General features: G+C 59.8%; 21 protein-coding genes. 11 read left to right on the top strand and 10 right to left on the bottom strand.

Annotated elements, in window-relative coordinates:
• Positions 1-70 precede the first annotated feature (70 nt).
• A complete protein-coding gene (locus BK660_RS03485; RefSeq protein ID WP_123432096.1) occupies positions 71-1,675 on the bottom strand; it encodes a DUF3300 domain-containing protein in 1,605 nt (534 codons plus the stop codon).
• Positions 1,676-1,807: 132 nt separating this feature from the next.
• Positions 1,808-3,106 (bottom strand): peptidase MATCAP family protein, encoded by a 1,299-nt coding sequence (locus BK660_RS03480; RefSeq protein ID WP_123432095.1) that lies wholly within the window; start codon positions 3,104-3,106, stop codon positions 1,808-1,810.
• Between the two features lie 249 nt (positions 3,107-3,355).
• Between BK660_RS03480 and BK660_RS03475 the strand changes: the two genes are divergently transcribed.
• From BK660_RS03475 to BK660_RS03465, 3 genes are all read left to right on the top strand, one after another.
• Positions 3,356-4,015, top strand: a complete 660-nt coding sequence (locus BK660_RS03475) for a VIT1/CCC1 transporter family protein (protein WP_123432094.1) — start codon at positions 3,356-3,358, stop codon at positions 4,013-4,015.
• A 78-nt stretch (positions 4,016-4,093) separates the two neighbouring features.
• Positions 4,094-5,869 carry a SulP family inorganic anion transporter gene (locus BK660_RS03470; RefSeq protein WP_123432093.1) on the top strand — a complete coding sequence of 592 codons (1,776 nt, stop codon included), beginning with the start codon at positions 4,094-4,096 and terminating at the stop codon, positions 5,867-5,869.
• Between the two features lie 47 nt (positions 5,870-5,916).
• Entirely contained in the window at positions 5,917-6,180 is a 264-nt protein-coding gene (locus BK660_RS03465; protein ID WP_123432092.1) for a hypothetical protein, read from the top strand.
• A 35-nt stretch (positions 6,181-6,215) separates the two neighbouring features.
• On the opposite strand, the gene gltS is transcribed toward BK660_RS03465, so the two are convergent.
• Complete coding sequence (gene gltS, locus BK660_RS03460) at positions 6,216-7,430, bottom strand: sodium/glutamate symporter (RefSeq protein ID WP_123432091.1); 1,215 nt, start codon at positions 7,428-7,430, stop codon at positions 6,216-6,218.
• A 383-nt stretch (positions 7,431-7,813) separates the two neighbouring features.
• On the opposite strand from gltS, the gene BK660_RS03455 reads away from it, so the two are divergent.
• From BK660_RS03455 to BK660_RS03445, 3 genes are all read left to right on the top strand, one after another.
• A complete protein-coding gene (locus BK660_RS03455) occupies positions 7,814-9,436 on the top strand; it encodes a methyl-accepting chemotaxis protein (protein ID WP_123432090.1) in 1,623 nt (540 codons plus the stop codon).
• 138 nt (positions 9,437-9,574) lie between these two features.
• Positions 9,575-10,270 carry a tRNA (adenine(22)-N(1))-methyltransferase gene (locus BK660_RS03450; RefSeq protein ID WP_123432089.1) on the top strand — a complete coding sequence of 232 codons (696 nt, stop codon included), beginning with the start codon at positions 9,575-9,577 and terminating at the stop codon, positions 10,268-10,270.
• 136 nt (positions 10,271-10,406) lie between these two features.
• A complete protein-coding gene (locus tag BK660_RS03445; RefSeq protein ID WP_123432088.1) occupies positions 10,407-13,331 on the top strand; it encodes an EAL domain-containing protein in 2,925 nt (974 codons plus the stop codon).
• Positions 13,332-13,342: 11 nt separating this feature from the next.
• On the opposite strand, the gene BK660_RS03440 is transcribed toward BK660_RS03445, so the two are convergent.
• A complete protein-coding gene (locus BK660_RS03440) occupies positions 13,343-14,665 on the bottom strand; it encodes a DUF1329 domain-containing protein (protein ID WP_123432087.1) in 1,323 nt (440 codons plus the stop codon).
• Positions 14,666-14,865: 200 nt separating this feature from the next.
• A complete protein-coding gene (locus BK660_RS03435) occupies positions 14,866-16,284 on the bottom strand; it encodes a DUF2252 domain-containing protein (RefSeq protein WP_123432086.1) in 1,419 nt (472 codons plus the stop codon).
• Between the two features lie 531 nt (positions 16,285-16,815).
• Between BK660_RS03435 and BK660_RS03430 the strand changes: the two genes are divergently transcribed.
• A complete protein-coding gene (locus BK660_RS03430; RefSeq protein WP_123432085.1) occupies positions 16,816-17,175 on the top strand; it encodes a DUF6124 family protein in 360 nt (119 codons plus the stop codon).
• A gap of 177 nt (positions 17,176-17,352) precedes the next feature.
• Here BK660_RS03430 and BK660_RS03425 read toward each other — a convergent pair whose 3' ends face one another.
• Entirely contained in the window at positions 17,353-18,594 is a 1,242-nt protein-coding gene (locus tag BK660_RS03425) for an MFS transporter (RefSeq protein WP_123432084.1), read from the bottom strand.
• A 109-nt stretch (positions 18,595-18,703) separates the two neighbouring features.
• Between BK660_RS03425 and BK660_RS03420 the strand changes: the two genes are divergently transcribed.
• Positions 18,704-19,168, top strand: a complete 465-nt coding sequence (locus tag BK660_RS03420) for a winged helix-turn-helix transcriptional regulator (protein WP_123432083.1) — start codon at positions 18,704-18,706, stop codon at positions 19,166-19,168.
• Between the two features lies 1 nt (position 19,169).
• Here the strand turns inward: BK660_RS03420 and BK660_RS03415 are convergent, their stop codons facing one another.
• The 3 genes from BK660_RS03415 to BK660_RS03405 are packed head-to-tail and all read right to left on the bottom strand — an operon-like array spanning position 19,170 to position 19,902.
• Entirely contained in the window at positions 19,170-19,331 is a 162-nt protein-coding gene (locus BK660_RS03415) for a DUF2986 domain-containing protein (protein WP_123432082.1), read from the bottom strand.
• 53 nt (positions 19,332-19,384) lie between these two features.
• The gene (locus BK660_RS03410; protein WP_123432081.1) at positions 19,385-19,711 is read right to left on the bottom strand and encodes a low molecular weight protein tyrosine phosphatase family protein; all 327 of its coding nucleotides are present in this window, start codon (positions 19,709-19,711) and stop codon (positions 19,385-19,387) included.
• Positions 19,708-19,902 (bottom strand): hypothetical protein, encoded by a 195-nt coding sequence (locus BK660_RS03405; RefSeq protein WP_123432080.1) that lies wholly within the window; start codon positions 19,900-19,902, stop codon positions 19,708-19,710. Before BK660_RS03405 ends, BK660_RS03410 begins: the two co-directional genes overlap by 4 nt.
• Positions 19,903-20,106: 204 nt before the next feature.
• Here BK660_RS03405 and BK660_RS03400 point away from each other — a divergent pair, with 204 nt between their 5' ends.
• Positions 20,107-20,847, top strand: coding sequence for an AzlC family ABC transporter permease (locus tag BK660_RS03400; protein WP_123432079.1), 741 nt, complete (start codon positions 20,107-20,109; stop codon positions 20,845-20,847).
• The gene (locus tag BK660_RS03395; protein WP_123432078.1) at positions 20,844-21,170 is read left to right on the top strand and encodes an AzlD domain-containing protein; all 327 of its coding nucleotides are present in this window, start codon (positions 20,844-20,846) and stop codon (positions 21,168-21,170) included. The genes BK660_RS03400 and BK660_RS03395 overlap by 4 nt, the downstream gene beginning before the upstream one ends.
• A gap of 49 nt (positions 21,171-21,219) precedes the next feature.
• Here BK660_RS03395 and BK660_RS03390 read toward each other — a convergent pair whose 3' ends face one another.
• The gene (locus BK660_RS03390; RefSeq protein WP_123432077.1) at positions 21,220-22,137 is read right to left on the bottom strand and encodes a LysR substrate-binding domain-containing protein; all 918 of its coding nucleotides are present in this window, start codon (positions 22,135-22,137) and stop codon (positions 21,220-21,222) included.
• A 378-nt stretch (positions 22,138-22,515) separates the two neighbouring features.
• Between BK660_RS03390 and BK660_RS03385 the strand changes: the two genes are divergently transcribed.
• Positions 22,516-22,968 (top strand): Ohr family peroxiredoxin, encoded by a 453-nt coding sequence (locus tag BK660_RS03385; protein WP_123432076.1) that lies wholly within the window; start codon positions 22,516-22,518, stop codon positions 22,966-22,968.
• Positions 22,969-23,055: the final 87 nt, after the last annotated feature.

The following is a 23,055-nucleotide window of genomic DNA, read 5'->3' as shown; positions in this document are numbered from 1 at the left end:
GCCAGCCCGGCAGTGATCGCCAGGGCCTGAAGGAGCACGCCCAGGCGTGCCTTCACTCGAGGAGAGTTATTCAACGACGGCCACCCCTTTGACTTTGACGCGCTGGTGGATTGGACGGCCGACTGACTTGATGGCCGGCGGCTCGTGAGGCACTGGGGCGCTGGGCGGATGCCTGGCTGGCCCGGCCACGACTGGCTTGTGCGCTGGTTTGGGACGGTGAGCGCGCGCCGGCGAAGGCATTGTCGCGGGCACTGCCCCTGTTGGCAGCCGTCGGGGAAGGCCGGTTCTGCGTGGTTTGGCGCGCCTGCGCATTGCCCTGTCGCTGGTTCGTCTGGGCGGTCTGTTTTCTGGGCTGCTGATTGGCCTGATTATTTCTGGCGGTGCCCTGGCTTCTGTCAGACGCCTTTGCTCGGTCAGCGGCTTTCTGTCTATCAGCTGCGTTTTGTCTGTCGGAGGTCTGCGCCCTATTGGTTGCGTTTTGTCTGTCGGAGGTCTGCGGTCTATTGGCCGTATTCGGTCTGTCCGAACCGGCCTGCATCCGATTGCCGGCCGTCGCTCTGGAGGCATCGCGGGCTTGATCGCGGGCTTCGCGGTTGCTGGTGGGAGGTCGTTCGATACCGGCCCTGTCCATGGAACCACGAGCGTTTTCACGCGCTTGGGCGCGCTGGGCGTTGTCCCCTCGATAAGCCTGACGCTGACTGGCACCGTCCAGCTGGCGGCCGTACTGCTCGCGGCTGCGGGTATCGCGATAGGGCACGCCATTGCGGTGCGCGGAATTGTGCTGCCACTTGTTCTGATTCACGTTGATGCGGTTGTTGCCATTGATGTTGTTGTAGCGCTCAACGTCGATGTCGACGTCGTTATTGCCCCAGTCACATTCACCCCACAAAGCACCGACGATGGCCACACCGGTACCAAACGCCAACCCGGCCATCAAGGCCTGGCCAGGGTAATAGGCTGGCGGTGGCGGGTAGTAGGCTGGCGGCGACGCCGGGTACGGCCAGGTGCCGTAAGTGGTTGTCGGGTTATACGTGGGGACGTACACCACCTGCGGGTCGGCGGGCTGAATGATGATGGTTTGGGGCGGAGCGGGCGCTGCGGGAGCGGATTGCGCGGCGGGTTCTGCTGCCGGTGGCGCAACATTCTGAATCGTCACGTTCTGATACTGGTTGCTCTGCAGGTTGCCGGCTTCCTTGGCCTGACGCCGCAAGCGTTGCACCCCGTTCATGACATCGTCGGGCTGCGCGAGGAAGGCGTCACCCAGGCGTTGTACCCAGACGGGGTCCTGCCCCAGCGTTGCCAACACCTGCGGGAAGGCGACGAGCGCCTGCACACTCGGGTCCCAAGGCTGATTCGCCACTTGTTTGACTGCATCGTCGCCCTTGGCGTCCGGGTGGGCTTTGGACCAAGTGACCGCTTCGGCAACTTCCCCGGGGTACGTGGAGGCCATTAAAAGCTGGGCGAGCAGTGGATCGGGATAAAGCGCAATGGGCGCCAGCATTTGATCCAGCTGTTCCTCGGTAAACACAGGATCTTTAGGAGGCGGCGTGACGGGCGCGGGGGCCGGTGCCGTAGCGCCAGCGTTTGCCGGCGCAGGTGCGGTCGCACCTGCGATGCAGTTAGACCCGCTCAACAAAAGGACAGCCGACAGCGCGTAAATTAATGGAATGCGCATTGCAACTCCATGTAGTCAGGCAGGTTTGAAATAAGTGGATCAATGCCCTGGACGTAGAAGCCGACTGTGCCAGCCACAGGTCCTGACTTCGACGCCGCTCACTAAGCGTAGCAAACAAAAAATATCTGCCATTTATTTACGTTCACTCGGTCTGGCTCCACCACTGGCATCGGTTTCGTGCTCGTCTGCAAACGCCATGAGCACGTCCAGATCCAGCACATCCAGCGGGATCCTGGCGATGAAGGCAGAGAAGGCGAGGTTGGCGGCGAGCAGGCGCAGATCGCAGGCCCACGCCGGAACATGGACCGGCGCCTTGAGCCAGCCGGACTCGAACAGGGGGGCCAAACGTACCGTGTCACCCAGACTGAGACGACCGGCAAACAAATGGCCCACCAGGTCCGGCCGGTTGTCGCGGATCGCGATGCGCAACAGGGTGTGGACGCCGAGCAGGCCGGTCAGGTATGCCGCATCCTTGGTAAACGCCGAACCGCCCCGCAGGTTGGCGCCGCGAAACACCCGTTGGGTTGAGCGAAACGACTCCTCTTGCGACTGGCCGGCCGCCAGGAATCCTTCGAATACCTGGATGAAATCGGCGCCATCCAGCGCTTGTTGGACCGCCAGCACGCGCAGGGCCAGGCGACGCAAACGGTTGATGTCCATGCTGCCGGTGAACAGCTCGGCCAGGGTGGCAATGCCTTCCTGGGTCTGGGTCGTGCGCGGCGCTCCGAGGCCGAGGCTTTTGAGGTTGGGTTGGAGCGCGCCGTTTTGCGCCGTGGCGACATGCACGAATGCCTCGTGTTGCAGCAACTGGTTCTTGTCCAGTTCCGAGAACAGGGCGCTGGCCCGCAGGCGGATGCGGCTCGACCCGGCGATGGCTTTGGCGGCGAGGGTCGGATCGAGCACGACCTTGATCCGCCCCTCGCCGAAGAAACGGTCCAGTTCCGGTTGCATCCAGGCGGCGAAGACCTCGGCCGGTATCTCGGCCGGACTCGGTGGAATCCGCGCGCCACCCAGAAGCGCGTCTGTGGTGTTGAGAAAAAACCGGGCGGCTTCAAGCATGCTCAGTTTCAGACGGTGGTAATAGAAGTCCGGACGCCGATACAGCGCTGACGAATAGTCGGTAAAGGCCGGCGTGCCAATAGCCCCGAGCATGCGGCCGGCCGTGGCATAACTTCGTGCGGTCATGGCGAGGTGGTTACCGGCGGGATGCCCCACATCGCATCGCTCAATAAAGGCTTCCAGGGCGGTGATGTCGGCGCTGTGGTCACGCGGGCGCAGTTCGACGTCAGGCAGCGCTGCTTTTCCGGCCCGCCAGTTCGCCAGGAAGGTTTCTTCGACACCCTCCGGCCAGGACAGGGCATCCAGCACGCGGATCTTGCGGGCCAGACCGGGCAGGGCGGCATCGAGTTCTGAAAGGGGCGCGGCGTGCATCGGAATCTCCCGGGGAGACGGGACTGACTTTAAAAAGCTTAGTCGTTGCTGCCGATATACAAGGAACAACACCGTCCGTGCGATTTCGCTCATAGGCAATCGTGTTGTCTTGGAGACTCGCGCACACCGGCAGCGACAATTTTTTTTGTCACTACAATGAAGTGAAATCAAAAAAGAGCGCCGCCTGAAAGTGCTGTGCTCTGGCCTTGGACGCTTGCACCGCGGGTACTTTTCAGCGAGGTAGGACGCATGCCGAACACCGGAGAACAAAAGCGGGCACGGATACTCGACCCGGTTGATCGAGTCACAGAAGTGATTTTCGGCTTGCTCATGGCGATGACGTTCACCGGAACGATCAGCGTGGCGACTTCAGGCCAGGAGGCGGAACGGACCATGATGTTCGCCGCGCTCGGTTGCAACCTGGCCTGGGGGCTTGCGGACGCGGTGATGTATCTGTTGCGCGCCTTGATCGACCGCACGCGCAAAAGCACCTTATTCGCAAAACTCGGCGGGGCGGACGCGACCACCGGTCAGGCGCTTGTGGCGGCTGCATTACCGTCGCACGTGGCTGCAGCGGCCAAGCCTGAGACTCTGGAATTGTTACGCAGTCGCCTGGTCCAGTACCCCGCCACATCAGTGCCGTCAGGCCTTGGCTGGGAGGATTTCAAGGGTGCGGTAGGCGTATTTCTGTTGGTGGTGGCCTCGACCTTTCCACTGGTCGTGCCTTTCCTGTTACTCGAAGACACGGCGCTCGCCGTTCGTTTATCCAATCTGGTCGGGCTGGCGGTGCTGTTCATCGCGGGCTGGATGCTGGCCCGATACGCCGGCGCAAAGCCTTGGCAGGGCGGGGTGGCGATGGCAGTCACTGGCGCTGTGCTGATCGTTGCAATCATCGCACTCGGTGGCTGAAGAACAGAGGAGGGCGCAGCAGGTCTGCGGGTGTCCTCTTCAGCCAATATGCGCTGTACGCCAAGGGGTTACAGTTCTATGAGCGATTTGGATTCTTCATCTTCCGCCCCGGAACCGGGGCGTATTGCACGCCGCGTTGCAGGCGCCGGCCAAGGCCGCTGGGCCCGCTGGCTGCCAGGGCTGAACACGCTGCGCCACTATCAAATTGCCTGGCTGCGAAATGACATTGTCGCCGGGCTCGTCCTGACCACCATGCTGGTGCCGGTCGGTATTGCCTACGCGGTGGCCTCGGGCGTCCCCGGTATATACGGCCTCTACGCGACCATCATTCCGCTGCTCGCCTATGCGTTATTCGGGCCCAGCCGGATTCTGGTGCTGGGACCGGATTCCTCGCTGGCAGCGGTCATCCTTGCGGTGATCCTGCCACTGTCCGGCGGCGACCCGTATCGCGCCGTCGCCCTGGCGGGAATGATGGCGATTGTCTCGGGGGTGGTCTGCATCCTCGCCGGCATCGCGCGCCTGGGCTTCATCACCGAACTCCTCTCCAAACCGATCCGCTACGGCTACATGAACGGTATCGCGCTGACCGTACTGATCAGCCAGTTGCCCAAATTTTTCGGCTTCAAGATCGAAACCGAGGGGCCGCTGAGAAACCTATGGGCGATCGCCACCGCCGTGCTGCACGGAAAAACCAACTGGGTCACCTTCGCGGTCGGCGCCGCCACATTGGTGGTCATCATGGCGCTCAAGGGGCACAAACGTATCCCGGGTATCTTGATCGCCGTGGCTGGCGCCACCCTCTTCGTCGGTGTGCTGGACCTTGCGACGAAATACGGCATATCGGTGCTCGGCGAGCTTCCACAAGGCATGCCCGCGTTCGCCATTCCCTGGATCACGTCCGCCGATATAGTCCCGGTGCTGATCGGTGGCTGCGCCGTCGCGCTGGTTTCGTTCGCCGATACCAGCGTGCTCTCGCGAGTCTATGCGGCGCGATCGCGCACGTACGTCGATCCCAACCAGGAGATGGTCGGGCTCGGCGTCGCCAACCTGGCGGCCGGTTTTTTCCAGGGTTTTCCCATCAGCAGCAGCTCGTCACGCACTCCAGTGGCCGAGGCCGCTGGCGCCAAAACCCAATTGTCCGGCGTCGTCGGTGCGCTGGCGGTGGCCTTGTTGTTGATGGTGGCGCCGAACCTGTTGCAGGACCTGCCCAACAGCGCGCTGGCGGCGGTGGTGATCGCCTCGGCCATCGGCTTGATCGAGATCACTGATCTGCGTCGCATCTACCGTATTCAGCGCTGGGAGTTCTGGCTGTCCATCGCCTGCACCGTTGGCGTTGCGGTGTTTGGTGCCATCGAGGGCATTGGCCTGGCCATCCTGCTGGCGGTGATCGAATTTCTCTGGGATGGCTGGCGGCCGTATTCCGCTGTGTTGGGCCGCGCCGATGAGGTCCAGGGCTTCCACGACATCAAGCGTTTTCCCAATGCCCGGCTCATCCCCGGCCTGGTCCTGTTTCGCTGGGACGCGCCGTTGTTTTTCGCCAATGCCGAATTGTTCAATGACCGGGTGCTGGACGCGGTGGCAACGTCGCCGACGCCCGTGCGCTGGGTAGTCGTGGCGGCAGAACCGATGACCAGCGTGGACGTGACGTCGGCCGACATGTTGGCTGAACTGGACGAAACCCTGCGCGCGGCGGGCATCGAGTTGTGCCTCGCCGAGATGAAAGACCCGGTCAAGGACAAACTGAAGCGGTTCGGGCTGTTCTCTCAGTTCGGCGAAACGGCGTTTTTTCCAACGATAGACACGGCCGTCGACAGCTACCTCGCGGTGTATCCGGTAGTCCGGGAGGGCGACTAAACTGATTGGCGAGTGAGCCAGCTATGCGTTTGAACGGGAGGAATATCATGATTCGCAAATACAGCATGATGGCCCTGGCGACACTGGTCGTCGCCGTGGGTGTGCAGTCAGTATCGATGACGGCTTACGCGACCGAGCAGGGCGAACAGCGGCGTGAAGCGCGGGATACACGGCAGACAGGGCGCTCGGATGCACGGCAAACCAAGGTTGATTGCAGACAGGCCAGTGAGAAAAGCAACGCGCAATGCCGCCAGGACAAGCGCAGCACCAAACAGGACACGCGCCGCACTGCCCGGGACATCAAATATTGATGACCTGATGCCGATCGCGATGGACCGGGGCGCTGCTAGATTCCACTGAACATGCCAATGATCACCGCGTTGACCAGGTCAATGAAAAAGCCACACACCAGCGGCACGATCAGGAAGGCCTGGTGTGCCGCGCCGTATTTTTGCGTCACGGTCGTCATGTTGACGATGGCTGTCGCCGTGGACCCGAGGGCAATCCCGCCGAAGCCGGACGCAATCACGCTGGCTTCGTAATTGCGGCCCATACAACGGAAAACGACGAAGTACGTATAGAGCACCGTCAGCAGGATTTGCAGGGTCAAGGCGCACAGAATGAACAGCAACGCGCCGCTGAGCTGCCATAGCTGAAGCCCCATCAGCGCCATGGTTAGAAACATGCCCAGGCAGATATCGGAGATCAGCGACAGCCCCAGGCGGGCGCCGCCCCAGGATTTCAGCCGTTGTTCATCCATCACCGCGAGAACGATGTGGTGAATGACGATACCCGCGAACAGGCAACTGACGAATTTGGGCAGGGTGATGCCGGCATCGACCAGCAGCAGGTTAAGTCCGTAGCCGAGCATCAGGGTCAGGTTGAGCCACATCCACGCCCAGAGCACGTCGTAGTAGTCCATTGACTGGTGGGGTTGTTGCTCAAGGACACCGACTTCCAGGCTGCCATCCCCGGAAGGCGTCAGTTGATGACGACGTATCAGTCGGTTGGCGATCGGACCGCCGATCACGCAAGCGGCAATCAGGCCGACGGTGTTACTGGCCATGCCCAGTTCATGCGCGTTATTGATGCCCAGCCTGTCGACGAACAGCGGCGCCCAGGCCAGGGTCGTGCCGGCGCCACCCGTCAGGGAAATGGAGCCCACCATCAAACCCGCCTTGGGATCGAGTCCAAATGCCTCGGCCATGCCCATGCCCAGCGCGTTTTGCAGGACGATGAACACCCCCGCGAGCACCAGCAGGATCAGCAGCGGGACGCCGCCCTTGAGCAGTTGGCGCATGTCCGAATTCAAGCCAATGCCGGCAAAGAAATACAGCAGCAGGGTGTCGCGAACATCCAGATCAAATTCGATCTCGATGTTGAGGCCGAAATAAAACAGGGTCGTCACCGCCGCACAGACGAAACCGCCGACCACCGACTCGGGAATACAGTATTGGCGCAGCATGGCGTTGCGCTGGACAAGGGATTTGCCGAGGAAAAGCAGGAGGATGGCGAGGGTAAAACTCACGAGGCCGTGAATCTGGAAGATCTGTGGAGTCATTCAAAGCCTGCCTAAAAATATGAAAAATCATTATCAGGATTCGACCGTTCAGCGTTTAGACCTGAGTCAACGAACAGTGGATGCAGCATAGCAGGCAGGTAAAAACCTACCCGTCGCCCCCGCATCTGTAGCAGCTGACGAGCCCGCGAGGCTGCGTTCGAGGACGAAGTCCTCGCCATCCGGAACACGCGGTCTACCTGAATTCACACCCGGCATGACCCTCAATTAACGTCGCGAATCTGTCATGAAATGAAAAGAGATTGTCGTCGAGTGAATGCTCAGCCACAAAAAAACTCGCGTAGATAAGTCGCCTGCAATTTAGCTCGGTCGTTATCAACCAGAGCTTCAACCCACTGCTCGACGACGAATAAGAAGAAACAAATATGCTCAGGAATATCAGTATCGCTTGGCGTGCCTCCATTGGTTTCGCCCTGGTTGCGGCGTTGACCGCAGGGTTGGGGATCTTTGCGTTATCCAAACTGGACGATATGCGTGAGAGCACCCGGCAAATCAGTGACGATTGGCTGCCCGGCGTGATGGCCTTGAGTAATGGCGCGCAAAATGTGCAACGTATCCGCGCCCTGACCCTGCGCGTCATGATCAGCCGCGACCCACAGAGCCTTGAGCAGAACTACAGCAAGATCGACGTGCTCAAGGCCGAAACCCGAAAAGCGATGGGACAGTACGAGAAAACCATTCTTGTCGATGAAGACCGGGCGATGTTCGAGCGCTTCAAGGCTGCCGAAGCGGCCTACATGTCGCTTCAGGCCAAAGTGATCGATTTGTCGCGCAAGGATCAACTCGACGAAGCGCGGGACATGATCAATGGTGAGATGAACCCGCGTGCGGATGCGCTGAGCAAGACCCTCACCGACCTGATCGAATTCAACAACCGTGGTGCCAGTGGCGCTGCGGCCCACAGCGTCGACGTCTTCAACAGTGCCCGCAGTGGCGTGATCGGGGTGCTGCTGGTTGTCGCGCTGGCGTCATGCGTCGTGGCTGTCGGCCTGATCCGCAGCATCGTCCTGCCACTGCTGCAATCGGTCCGGTTGGCCGAGACGGTGGCGACCGGTGACCTCACCACGCGCACCGTGGTGATCGGCAGTGACGAGCCGGCGCGGTTGATGACGGCATTGGTCACCATGCAGGGCAATCTGCGCGACACCATCATGGCCATTGCCGAGTCGTCGAACCAACTGGCGTCGGCGGCCGAAGAATTGAGCGCCGTGACCGAAGATGCCAGCCGTGGGCTGCATCAGCAAAATGGCGAGATCGAACAGGCGGCCACGGCGATCAACGAAATGACCAGCGCCGCGGAAGATGTTGCCCGCAACGCGAGCTCCACGGCCGATGCCACACGGGCGTCGGACCTGACCGCGCAGCACGGCCGGCAGCAGGTGTTGCGGACCGTCGACGCGATTGTCGAACTGGCCAGCGGCGTTACGGCCACGGCCGGAGAGGTTGAAAACCTGGCGGGCCGGGTCCGCGACATCAGCCAGGTCGTCGATGTCATTCGCACGGTGGCCGAGCAAACCAATCTACTGGCACTCAACGCCGCCATCGAAGCGGCCAGGGCAGGGGAAGCCGGGCGTGGTTTTGCGGTGGTCGCCGATGAAGTGCGCAGTCTGGCGCATCGTACCCAGCGCTCGACTCAGGAAATCGAGCAACTGGTCAGCGCCATCGAGCAAGGGACGGTGCAGGCGGTCAATGCGATGCAAGGCAGTAATACCCGCGCACGCGACACCCTGGAAGTGGCCCAGGCCGCGGGGCAGGCACTGGATCAGATTGCTTCGTCGTTCACACAGATCAATGAGCGCAACCTGGTGATCGCCAGTGCGGCTGAGCAGCAGGCACAAGTCGCCCGGGAAGTCGATGGCAACCTCGCCAATATCCGTGAGCTGGCGTCGCAGACCTCCGCCGGCGCGACACAAACCAGCGCTGCCAGTCAGGAGCTGTCGCGGCTGGCGGTTTCGCTTAACGGTCTGGTGGCGAGATTTTCGGTGTAACGCAAGGTGATCGCGGGGGCCATGGAGGGACAAACCATGGCCCCGGTCGAGGGGATTTGTAATACGCAGCATTGCCCGACACAATCGCGTCCCGATCCGGCCAACGGTGCCGGACATTCGTGGTAAAGGGATCTACAGTTGAACGAACAGACATTGTCCATGCGCCTGGAACGCGTGGCGGCGCATGTGCCCGCCGGTGCGCGACTGGCGGATATCGGCTCGGATCACGGCTACTTGCCGGTGGCGTTGATGCGCCGTGGCGCCATCGCGGCGGCAGTTGCCGGTGAGGTGGCGTTGACGCCGTTCCACGCGGCCGAACGCACCGTGCGCGAGAGCGAACTGGACGCGCGGATCACCGTGCGCCTGGCCAATGGGCTGGCGGCGATCGAGCCGGGCGACGGGATCACTGCGATCAGCATTTGCGGCATGGGCGGCGAGACGATTCGCGACATACTCGACAGCGGCAAGGCGCGTCTGAGCGGGCAGGAGCGCTTGATCCTGCAGCCCAACGGTGGCGAGCAGCCACTGCGCCAATGGCTGATGGAAAATGGCTACAGCATTCTCTGCGAGGAACTGCTGCGGGAAAATCGCTTCGACTACGAAATCATCGTTGCCGAGCGCGCTGGTCCGGTGATGTACACCGCCGAGGAACTGTACTTCGGCCCGCTGCAAATGCAGGCACGCAACCCGGAATTTCTGGCCAAGTGGCAGCGTGTGCTGCGCGAGAAACAGAAGACGTTGACCCACTTCGCCCGGGCGCGGCAGGCCGTGCCTGAGGAGAAGCTGCAAGACGTCGCCCGGCAGGCCCGGTGGATCACTGAGCTGCTGGTGTGAGACGGTCGTCCATTTAGAGTGATCAAAAAATAAAACGATTGAAAAAAACTCCCATTAGCTTTAAACGGGAAGATAACAGGCACATTGCCAGTAATCAGAAAGTGAGTATCGCCAGTTACTGGCTCAGGGAGCGCTGATGAGTGTTCGTCCGACCGACGCCCCGCGGCAATCGAACGATTGCGACGTTGTCGCATCTCAACTGAATGGACATCTGGATAAGGTCGGCATGCCCTACGCTGGCAACAAGGACACCATCGAACAATTGCTGAACCCGGCACGCACCTGGGTGCACACCACCGCGTGGGCGGTTTACCGTGCCGGTGAACAAATGCACCTGGTCGGGCAGGGCGACCCGCTGGTGCAGTGGCCGTCAAGCGTGGCGAATGAAGACTTCGACACCTTTTGCCAGGCCCAACGCTTGCACCGCTGGCCGACCGGTAAAGGCGAAAGCGTGCTCGGCTGGTTACTCGCCCCCCTCAATGAATCCGCGGAACCGGCGCTCGCCGATTTTGCCCTGCGCCTGGGCATTCAGGTGCAGACCAATACCCTGGCCCGCGCGCAGATCACTCAGCGTGTGCTGTATGAAATTACCTACCTCGCCAGTTCGACCCGCGACCGCTCGGTGTTCCTGGTGGGAGTTCACCAGCTGCTGGCCAGCCTGATCGACGCCGAGAACTTCTACCTCGCGCTGTATGACCCGCACACCGGCAAGATCGACTACCCGTATTACGTCGACATCATCGACGTGGACGCCGTGGAGTCCCAGCACTACGAATACCTCGACCCTTCGCACCTGTCGTTGACCGGCCAGGTACTGACCACCGGCCAGCCGCTGCTGATCGACGCCGCCGGCATCATCGCGGCGCAGGCCGAGGACCGTTTCTACTGCGTGGGTGATCGTCCCGAATTCTGGATGGGCGCACCGTTGAAAAACGCCTCGGACGACGTCTTTGGCATGCTGGCCATGCAGGTCTATGAAGTTTCCCGGACCTACAGCGCTGAAGACCGAGCACTGTTTCTGGTGGTAGCCCGCCACGTGGCCATGGCGCTGGACCGGATTCTGCACCGCGAAGACCTGGAAGAGACGGTGATGCGCCGCACCCTGGAGTTGTCCGCCGTCAACGACGCGTTGCGGCAGGAAGTGGCCGACCGACAGCGCGCCGAGCATCTGCAAAGCGCGCTGTTCCAGATTGCCGAACTGTCGAGCCAGCCCGGCGACATGGCTGAGTTGTTCCAAACCTTGCACGGCATCGTCGGTGATCTGCTGTTCGCGCGAAACTTCTATATCGCGCTGTTTGATGACGCGATCAGCGAAGTGACCTTTCCGTATTACGTCGATGAGCGGCAGACCATCTGCCCACCGGCACGCCGTGACTGCCGGGGCTTGACCGAGTACGTTATCCGTCAGCGCCGACCTTGCCTGATCAACGTCGGCGAGGCTGAACGATTGGCGGCGAACGGTGAAATCGAACTGGCCAATCCGTCTGTCCGGTCTTACTCGTGGCTGGGCATTCCGTTGTTCGATGGCGATGTGGTGCGCGGCGTGCTGGCGGTGCAGAGCTATACCTCGCAGGTGAAGTATTCCTTGCGTGACCAGGAGCTGCTCACGTTTGTGTCGCGGCACATCGACACTGCGCTGTCACGCCGCACGGCTGCCGAAGCGATCCATGCCGCCAACCTCAAACTGGAGGCCCGGGTGCAGAACCGCACCCGCGAGCTCGATCACGCCAATGCCAAGTTGCAACATGAAAACTCCCACGATGCGCTGACCGGGCTGCCGAATCGTACCTACCTGCAACAGCGCCTGAGTCAGGCCTGGTCGGAGTTCGGCCGCGCAGGCGGGCACCTGGCGGTAATGTTCATCGACCTCGACCGTTTCAAAATGGTCAACGACAGCCTCGGCCACCACTTCGGCGACCTGCTGTTGATGCAGGCCGCCCAGCGTCTGCGTGGTTGCCTGCGCGAAACCGACATGCTGGCACGCCTGGGGGGCGATGAGTTTTCGGTGCTGGCGCCCGAGGCCTCGCTGGAGGTGGTGATCGAAATCGCCGAACGGATTCTGGTGGCGTTCGACCTGCCGTTTTTCATCAACGGCCACGAAGTTTTTTCGTCCTGCAGCATCGGTATCGTCAGCGCCGACAGTCAGTTTCATCACGAGCCTGCCGACTTGCTGCGCGATGCCGATGCGGCGATGTACCGGGTCAAGAGCGCCGGGCGTGATAGCTACGCGGTGTTCAACCAGGAAGTGCGCCGGGAAGTCTCGGACCAGGTCGAGCGGGAAGGGGCCTTGCGCAACGCGCTCAAGCGTACCGATGAACTGCTGCCGTATTTCCAGCCGATCGTCAGCGTTGAAACCGGCGAACTGGTCGCCCTTGAAGCGCTGGTGCGCTGGCATCAACCGGGCGGCCGGGTGATCGCGCCGGGCGAGTTTTTACCGGATGTCGAAGGTTTGCGCCTGATCGGTCGACTGGACCTGTACATGCTCACCAGCATTGCGGTGATCCTCGCACAGCCCGAGCATGCAGGCTGGCCTGCGGTGCACGTCAATTGCTCCAGCTACAGCATGACGCGCCCGGACTTCGCCAGTGAAGTGCTTGCCCTGTTGGCGCGGCACGGGGTCGCGCCCTCGCGGATCTGCCTGGAGTTGACCGAAGGTGCGCTGGTGGCCGAGCCGGCCATCGCACGCCTGACCATGCAGCAATTGGCCGACAACGGCATGTCGGTGGTGCTCGATGACTTCGGCGCAGGGTTTTCATCCCTGAGCTATGTGCATCAATACCGGTTTAGCGGTTTGAAGATCGACAAGTCGTTCATCCTCGAACTGACCACCAGTGCGCGCAGCCGCGCCATCGTCCGGGCGATTGTGCGGATGGCCGAATCGCTGGACCTGAGTGTGGTCGCCGAAGGTGTCGAGGATGAAGCGACCCTGGAGCTGCTGCGCGAAATAGGCGCGGGGCAGGCCCAGGGTTACTACTTCGCCAAGCCGATGGGGTTGGAGGCGTTGTTGGCGAGTTCGCTGATTACCTCATCCAGCCTGGCGCTTTCGCCAAGCGCTCACTAAACCCCCCCCAACTAACGAATACCCGCACCCGCCATCGACTCCGGTACCCATTGCGCCGTCGACAGCGGCTCGATATACCGAATCCCGCCATGCGGGCCTACCACGCCATTGATGTTGTAGGAGCCGCGCGACAGGTCGTACGTCATGAAAGGCGTGGCATCCGGGACCTGCTCGTCATAGCTCTGGCTGAGGAACGCGAAAGAGCCACGGTACAGCTTGCCACTTGTGTCGTACTGATCGGAGGCCACCGCCGCCCAGGTGTCTTCATCCAGGTAAAAGCGGCGCTTCTGGTAGATGTGACTGGCGCCAGGCTTGAGGTTGCCTTCCACCACGTAGACCCGATGTTTCTCCCAGCGCACGAAGTCCGGGGACAGGTAATTGGGGGTGGTCAGCGACTTGGCCTCCCGCGCGTAGGTCAGTTTGTAGGTGTTGTAGGGCACGATCATTTCTTGCTTGCCCACCAGCGTCCAGTCATACAGTTCCAGGGCGCGGGCGGTGCCTGGGTTCGGTGTGTCGTAGGCCAGGATCGAAATCTGTTTGACCCGGCGCTGGGCCGGCATGTACTGCCAGGCACGGCCAGGACGTTGCAGCGGGTTGGTGGCGTTCTTCAGCATGATCGACTCACCAGCGCGCCGCGCAGGGCTGGTATAGGACAGCTTCAACTGGTAGTAGAGGTCGGAGTTGTTGATGGGCTTCGACAGGTTCTCGTAGATCGGGAAGGAGACGAAGGCTTCGCCGGTGACGGCCAGGCTTGCCACCCCCGCCGAGTCGACATTCCAGGAGTCGTATTTGGATTGGATGTTGACGCCCTGGTAGCGCAGCAGGAAATTCCACATTGCTTCGGCACCCGATTGCGGCATCGGGAACGGCACACCGGGCAATACATTGTCGAAGGCAATTCCGCCATTGAGGGACCGGGCGGCGGTGGCGTTCTTGCGGCTGTTGTCCAGCACCGTCTGCGGCAACGATGCGGTGCGGTGGGTCGGGAACACGTCGATGCGGTAACCGGGGTAGCGCTTGGCCAACTCGATGGTGGTGGCGGTCAGCATGCCCTTGTACTGATCAACGTTGCGGCCATTGATTACCAGCAGCGGTTTCTCGTGCGCATAGGGATCGGGGCGCATGCTGTCGCCGATCTTGAAACTGGCAGGGGCAGTGGTCAGGCCACCGTTATAGGGCGGGATGGAGCCGTCGGCATTACCGGCCTTTTCAGCGCCGACCAGCGTCAGGTTGGTGCCCAGTTCGGCAGCTTGCTGACTCGATACATAGGCCTGGGCATCAATGGCCAGTGCCATCAGGAGTGAAGCAGCCAGAAGACTTTTCAAGCTTTTCATATTGTTATTCTCTTGCTTGGTGCACCAGGCCACTCGTGGCTCAGGCGGAGCAATCGTGTTCGCCTTGTGGGCGATCAGACGGGCTCAAGCGCCAGATGCTTTTTTATGACTCCCATTAAAAAGCCCCCGAATCGGGGGCGCTTTTCATTCGACGACAGTCGCTTGGCTATTCATGACAGACGCGCACTATCTCGCCGGCCTCATAACTCCTCCTCTCTCAACGCAATAATCCGCCCTGATTTCTCGGCGGCCAGCAGCGTGGCATGGTCTTTAGCGTTTTGATCGGCATAGGTGAGGGCAAATTTCCCGATGGCCTGGTCGAAGGAGTCTGTCTTGCCCAGGTAGCCACTGATGAGCGCAGCATCCCCCGATTTCGCGTGAGCACGGGCCAGGGTCAGACCGCACCACTCGGCGTACATTTTCAATCGTGCGGCGGTAATGCCCTCGATGGGCGCTGACATTTTCATGTCTCGCAACTGACGCACAAAGTAGTAGCGACCGTTCTGGCCGCGGGTCCAGCCCAGAAAGATGTCGCTGGACGACTGCATCAGACGCTGCCCCGTGACGACACGCTGCCCCTGGTTTTCGTAGTCGCTCTTGCCGGCATAAGGCGCGAGTACCGAGGGACAGGCTTCCTTGAATTGCAGGAGCAACGGGTGATTTTCTGCGGAAAAGAACAGGCCGACGAAACAATAAGTACCGACGCTGCCGATGCCGACCGCTTTGACGGCAATGTCTTCGAGACGGTAGCGATCGAACAGCACGCGCCGTTCATGGGGCAGCGACAATCGATAATCTTGCAGCGCCAGATGGACGTTACGCACGAAGCCCTTTTCATAGACGTGAAACAGAATCGGCGGTTGATCGATCAGGCGCCGTCGCCCTCCGACTTCACCGCTGATTTTGGGATAAAGGTAATCGCCAACACGCAGCTTGGCCTTGGCGACCAATTGCTCACGGATTTTCTTGATCTCAGCATTGGGTGCCATGTCGACGATCGCTTGGGCATCCAGGCAGTCGTACCAGACTTCCATCGGGCTCATCTTGGAAAATTTGCGCAGGTACTCGCGGTAGGCACGCACGCATTCGGCGGCACTGGCTTTTGCTGCTTTGTCGCTGAGGCGGTTGTCGCGGGCGGCCACGGCGAAACTGATTGCCAGGCGTTTGACATCCCATTCCCAAGGGGCGGGGAGGGTTTCGTCGAAGTCGTTGATGTCGAAGATCAGATTGCGCTCAGGCGTCGCGAACAACCCGAAGTTCATCAGGTGGCAATCACCGCACGCCTGCACCTGGTAGCCGGTGGTCGGCGTTGCGGCCAGGTCATGCGCCATCAACCCCGAGGAACCGCGTAAAAAGGTGAAGGGGCTGGCCAGCATGCGCCCGTAGCGCACGGGCACCAGATTGGGCAGTCGATAGCGATTGGATTCTTCGAGGAGTGCGATTGGGTCGCGGTGTTTGCGCGCGGGTTTCCATTCGGCGTGAAGGGCATGCGGCAAACGCGCGCGTAATTGCTCGCCGGCGTACAGACGTTCCTTGCGTGAGTGAAAGACCCGTTCTTCCCCGTCGTCTTGCGATTGCCCTGACTTGCTGTCGGTAGGCTTGTTTTTACGGGGCGGCATGTTCACTCCTTTGCTCAACGAAGTCTGATTCGCTTGGGCGCAGGATCTGGTCATTCGGCTGTTCCATCAGCCTGCAGAGAGTGTGTGCGCCAGTGTGTTGGAAAGCGCGAAAGTTAATGTTTGAAGCGTAGCAGCACTTAGTACAACGCGTGTTCAGGCGAAGGCTGTCTTAAACAAGAAAAATCACCCGCGTTTAAATGAAGCCTTCGGTTACCACTCGGAGGCTACAACGCCTTGCGCCATCGCCTACGGGTAAGACAGAATCCGCCGGCTTGTGCGCTCTGGCCCTGGCCTCTATCGTTTCCCTGCCACTGCCCATCAGTGGTCGGGTTTAGCAGCCCGGGGTTATAAGCAAGGTGTACAAGCGCTTGTCAGTCAGGCATTCCCATGCCTGAATTTGATGGTGGTTGTGCGCAGGGCGCCTTCGGGCGCGCCGGCTTTGCTAGCTTCCCCGGTCTGCTAACCTGCGCACAGCTGCCTCCCTCTCGTTTAGCAGCAGGAGGGTTGGCACTCAATCAGAGAAGCAAGCAAATGTTCAAAGTAACGCCGAACCCACCGGACACCGATCCGGCATCCCCATACGAACCCGATTCCAAAAAACTCAACGAAGCCGCCGAACGCGCCCTCGACTTCCACTTCCCGTCGAGCGCCGATATCAAAGCCAAACCGCGAACCCGCAGCACGCTGTTTTCCGTGGACCCGCACGCCACCGCCGAAACCCTGGGCGTATTTTTGGTCGAGACACTGGCCTCGATCGACGTGATGGTCCATCAGTTGGTGGATCATCTGGAGGGAGAGGCGCGCTACGCACTGCTGGGCATTTCAAACAGCATCATGGTGGCCGAGATCACGGCAAACGGCGTGCTGGATAAAATAGAACCCCCTAAGTAACCGCTTTTATGTGGTGAGGGAGCTTTTGTGGCGAGGGGGCTTGCCCCCGTTGGGCTGCGCAGCGGCCCCAAAAAAACGACGGCTGCTGCGCAACCGAACGGGGGCAAGCCCCCTCGCCACAGAGGACAAAGTAGCACCACCATTTTGTAGCAGCTGCTGAGCCCGCAGTCCTCGCCATCATTGTCGGCAGCCTATCGGCAGACACGACTGCGCACCCCGCTGCAACGTGACAAACCAAACAACCCAGGCAGTCACGCTAATCAAGGCGCCCAACAAACTGACGGCCATCCATCCCCATACCGCATACACCTGGGTAGCAGCGACGGCACCCAGCGCACTACCAACCGAGTAGAAGCACATGTAGGCGCCGACCATACGACTCTGTGCGTCCGGCCGTGCAGCGAAAATGATGCTCTGGTTGGTGACGTGTACGGCCTGCACCGCGAAGTCGAGCAGCACCACGCCGCAGACCAGCGCGATCAGGGACGTCTCGGCAAACGTGATGGGCAGCCAGGACAACGTCAGGAGTGCCAGCGAAATGCCGGTCACCCGCTGTCCCAGACCTTGATCGGCCCAGCGACCGGCTCCTCTGGCCGCCAGGGCACCGGCGACGCCGGCCAAGCCAAACAGGCCGATGGCCGTGTGTGAAAGCGACAGCGGCGGGGCGCTCAATGGCAGCACCATGGCGGTCCACAGCACGGAAAAAGCGGCAAAGATCAGCAGGGCCAGCAAGCCCCTGACGCGCAACGCAGGTTCGGTGATGAACAGTTTGAACAGGGAACGAATGAGCGCCAGATAGGATTCGTCATGCCTTGGCGAAGCCGTGACCGGCACCACTCGCCACAACACCGCCGCAAGAGTCAGCATCAATCCTGAGGACACAAAGTACACGGCGCGCCAGCCCGCGATGTCCGCAATCAGGCCAGAAGTAAACCGCGCCAGAAGAATGCCCAGAACAATGCCACTGGTGACCGTCCCCACGGCATGCCCGCGTTGTGAGGGCGTTGCCAGCACGGCGGCATAAGCCACCAGCACCTGCACGACCACGGCCAACAACCCCATCACGACCATCGCACCCAACAGGGCCAGCCATTGCTGCGCTGCGCCGACCGCTGCGAGCGCCACGGCAGACAGAAACACTTGCGAAAGAATCAGCCGCTTGCGGTTGACCAAATCACCCAGCGGCACGATAAACAGCAACCCCAGCGCGTAACCGACCTGAGTAGCGGTCACCACAACCCCGATCATGGATGAGGCCACACCCAGGCTCTGAGCCATTGAATCAAGTAAAGGCTGCGCGAAATAAACGTTGGCGACGGCCAGCGCGCAGGTGACAGAAAACAATAGCGTGAGCGCCGGAGAAAGCCCGGCAGGCTGCGTGGAAAGTTGTTGGGTGATTAAGTCGGCATCTGCTTTCATGCACACCTCCATGGCGCTAAACTGGTTTCAATTAAAAACTGGATTCGATTGTTGTCGTATCCGGTTTCAAATTGCAACCGGAAAAGCCACCTTTGGGAAGGGCAAAAAAATGGTCGAAGACGCTTCACCGCAAGGCAGCGAATGCCCGGTCGCCAGAACACTGGAGGCCATCGGGGACCGTTGGTCGCTGATGATCATTCGCGACGCATTTGACGACATTCGTCGATTCAGCGAATTTCAAAAGAGTCTGGGCGTGGCCAAAAATATTCTGGCGTCGCGCCTGAAAACGTTGGTTGAAGTCGGGGTCTTCGACATTCGACCGGCGTCAGATGGCAGCGCCTACAAGGAGTACGTGCTGACGGAAAAAGGGCGGGAGATCTTTCCGGTTGTGGTCAGCATCAGGCAATGGGGCGAACGTTTTCTGTTCAAGCCCCAAGAGACGCGATCTGTGCTGCTGGATAACGAGCTTGGCCAGCCGCTGATGCCGCTTGAAGTTCGCTCTTCAAACGGTCAAAAACTTGCGCCCTCTGACTGCCACAGGGTGAGATTGGTTGATGGCGTTAAAGACGCATAGCTCAACTTTCGGGGGTAACGGCTGAGTCTGCACTGGCCTCGGCCGCCAGTTTCAACCGGTCAGCCTTGCTGATGTATTTTTCTTTGCTTTGCGGTGCCAGTTTGGCGCTGGCCTTTTTAGCGTGAGCCTTTAATAGCTGCTGTATTTTTTTGCGGCGGTTCATTTTTTTTCTCGGCGTGTCAGTTCTTGAATGATGGCAGGGGAGACGCACGAAGCCTAGGCCGTGAGGTAGGGCTTTACGGCGTCTTCGAGTATGTCCACCAGCTCAGGATCCATGTAGCGATAGTCGTCGGGAATATCCAGAGAGTGAATCCGCTTGTGTTCAAGCAGACGGGCGTACTCGGCCTGCAGGCGATTCAGGTGTTTGCGTTCCATGACAAAGATGACATCGGCCCAGCGAATATCCGCCGGGCTGATGGTTTTGCGTGCGTTCGGGCTTGTGCCCGCCGAGCGGGCATTGAAGCCGGGGCGGCGGTGCCAGATCGCTTCCGCCGTGGGGCTGCGCCATTGGTTACGACTGCAGACGAACAGAAGGTTTGTCACTCTTGATCCAACAATTGGCGGGTGGTGCGGATGGGATAGCTCATGCCGAGTTGGCGTGCCCTGACTAGCTTGTCGGCACGGGTGTACATCAGCTTCCAGTTCTTTTGCGGCTTGAATTTCAGCGGACGAACTGCTTTATCATTGCCGCGTTTACGGGCCTGTACACGTCGCCAGGCGCGGGTTCTTTCCATAATCGTTTCCTCGTGAATACCGGGTTCAGCAGCCGCGGTAATACGAGTTGGGCGTATGGTAAGCGTGAATCGGCTTACAAGTCGATGACAAGGTCGGACGTAGGTCTGCTGCAACAAAGCAGGCGCAATCCCCTGTCGATTCCACGCTGTCGGATGCCGCCGTTGTGGTTCAAAGAAAAACGCTTAGTCAGGTAAGGGGACGACATGAAGTACCAAACAGGAACCGAAGCGTTCATTCAGGGTGTCCGAACGCTGATTCCATTGACGCCCGGCGTCATTCCCTTCGGATTGGTGACCGGGGTGATGGCGATCGAGATGGGCATGTCGCCAGGCATGAGTATGGGGATGACGTTGCTCTTCTACTCGGGTTCGGCTCAGCTGGTTGCACTCCAGCTCCTGCAAAATGGTGCTGTGCCCGTGGCGGTTGTTGTCACAGCCTTGATCATCAACCTGCGCTTTATCATGTACAGCGCTTCGTTGGCGCCTTACCTGCACCACTTGCCACGTCGTTGGACGTGGCCTGTGTCGTACATGCTTTCTGACCAGTCCTATGCACTGTGCGCCGTGAAATTTTCATCCGGTGAGCTGGGTCGATTTGCCCCCCATTTTTATGCAGGAACCGCTGTTGCCATGTGGCTGACCTGGCAGTTGTCGGTGCTTGCCGGGGTGTACCTGGGCGCAAGCATCCCGGACACGTGGTCGTTGAGCTTTGCCGTACCGCTTTCGTTTTTGGCGCTTCTCGTCCCCAACATCCGGGGGGCGGCGAGCCTGGGGGCCGCCATGGTCGGGGGGCTGGTCGCGGTGTTGGCCGTAACGCTGCCGTACAACCTCGGGTTGGTCACGGCTTCCATCGGCGGAGTCATTGCAGGGTTATTGATTGAAAGCATTCGCAAGAAAGCGCTGAGCAGTGCTTCAACGAATGACGTCGAGAGGGAAGCGCAATGAGTGACCTGGTTTTATGGGGGATGTTTCTCGCGGTCGGCATCGGCACGTTTGTCATGCGTCTTTCGTTTGTCGAGATTTATGGCCGGTGGCGAATTCCCACGCTGCTGAGTCGAGCCTTGGTGTACGTGCCGCCGAGTGTGCTGGCCGCTCTGGTTTTGCCCGCGGTGGTGTACCCCCATGGACAGGGTGCGTTTGTGCTCGACAACCCTCAAATACCCGCGGCCATTGTGGCGGCCTGGATCGCCTGGAAGACGCGGAGTACGGTCCTGACACTGGCAGTGGGAATGGCAGCCCTGTGGGGATTTAAGGTCATTGCTTCATAACCTTTTTTCCCTCGCCACAGATGGGGCTGACGCGAGCATCTGTAACAGCTCACCCCTTGGCCCGGTGACGCAGCCGCGAGTAAGAAATCAGCATGCTGGTCAGTTCTTGTGTGACTCGGTTGGAGGAGGGCACTCGACGGCTGATCAAGCACACCTCGCATGACTCCAGCGGCTCGCGAATCGAAATGCTGATTAGCGAGGAGGAAAATAACTTCATGCCGGGAATCATGCAGGGCTCAATGGTCAGGTAGTCAGTCTCTGAGATGATGTGAAGGATTTCCAGCAACGACTCGGTAGTGATCGCGATCTTCGGAGGGGGCAGGCCTTGGGCTTTGAACAGTTCGTTCAGATGATTTTCCGCACTGCCTGCAACCCCGGCTGGCCGGACGCTGATCCACTGGCAATCGGCCAAGTCGCGCACTGAACGTGCATCTGCCAGAGGATGGCCCTTGCGTGCAATGACGCTTGCGTTCGAGCGATAAAGCCGCTCGATGTGCAGGTCGATATCGCAGACTTTGGGACTCAGCGGGCACATCACGAAGTCCAGCCGACCTGCTCGAATCATCTCGATCAGCATCTTCGTCTTGCCGCTGGCGACGTGCAACTGCACGTTTGGAAATCGGCTGGTAAAACTGCTGAAGACTGGCATCAAACAGGCGGCCAATGCTTCCGCCGTGACACCCAATGAGACCCGCCCCTCAGGCATGCCATTCCATTGGCGGACATCTTGTACCGCGCAATCGCAATCCAGGATGATCGAGCGTGCCCGAGTCAGGAAAACCTTGCCGGCCAGGGTCAGGCTGATGCCTTGATTGGAACGCACCAACAAGGTCACGCCCAGTTCTCTTTCCAGACTTTGAATCGACTCGGTCAACGTACTTTGAGCAGTGTCCAGCGTTCGTGCCGCCGCACGAAAGCTGCCCATGTCGACAACCGAGCAGAAGGCGCGCAACTGGATCAGTTTCATGATCCACCGCCTCCGGTTTTGCTGATTATCAGGACGCGATTGATCTTGCTCGTGGGGCTTTTCTTTAAAGCTGCGGTGTTCATTGGCTGATTTTCAACAGTAAGGGGTTCTCGGGTGTATTTGTATCGCAAGCGATCAAATCGTATAAGATGCGCAAGTATTCAATTAAAGAACTGACGATGTCAAAGCTGACAATGCGTTCTGGCGACGAGCGGTGAGCTATTGGAACTCATCAGGAGAGGAGGGCGGAAACGCCTATCGTGATCGGTTTTTCCGTTCTGTTCGGCGCCTTAACTGTGCCTATAAAATCAGTCCTGTCAGATAGTTACGTATTTTTTGCGCTATCTGAGTTTCATCAAAACCATTTAGGAATCACCGATGAGCAAAATCGAAAAAGTCTTGGCAACCGGTAAATCCCATACCACTTTGAACCGCGCTGGCACCACTTCGCGCGGGCACAACGGCAAACTCGACATTGAACTGTCAACGCCCGGCAGCGCCCAACCGGCCCATGTATTCGCCGATACCCAACCGCACCCGACCGCCGAGCAGTTGTTTGCCGGGGCGTGGTCCGCTTGCTACATCGCAGCCCTTGGCCTTGCGGCCAAAGACTTGAAGGTGGCTATTCCGGCCGATGTTTGCGTCGAGATCGAGATCGATCTGGGCCAGACCGGGACCGGTTACCTCCTTCAAGCGGGTTTCAATGTGCGCCTGCCAGGCCTGACGCATGAGATGGCTTGCGCCATCGCACATGCAGCAGACCAAATGTGCCCTTACTCGAAGGCAACGCGCGGCAATATTGATGTTTATTTTGATGTTCAAACGTCGTGATTGAACTGGCAACTCCTTAGCTCAACTATAAAAACCTGCCTGTCCAGACTGGGTGCCATCCCGGTTTTAAACTACTTATCGATATTT

It is taken from the genome of Pseudomonas brassicacearum (genome assembly GCF_003732265.1).
Classification (GTDB): Bacteria; Pseudomonadota; Gammaproteobacteria; order Pseudomonadales; family Pseudomonadaceae; genus Aquipseudomonas; species Aquipseudomonas brassicacearum_D.
Note: the sequence above shows the minus strand (reverse complement) of the source record. Positions and strands in the feature narration are given on the sequence as shown.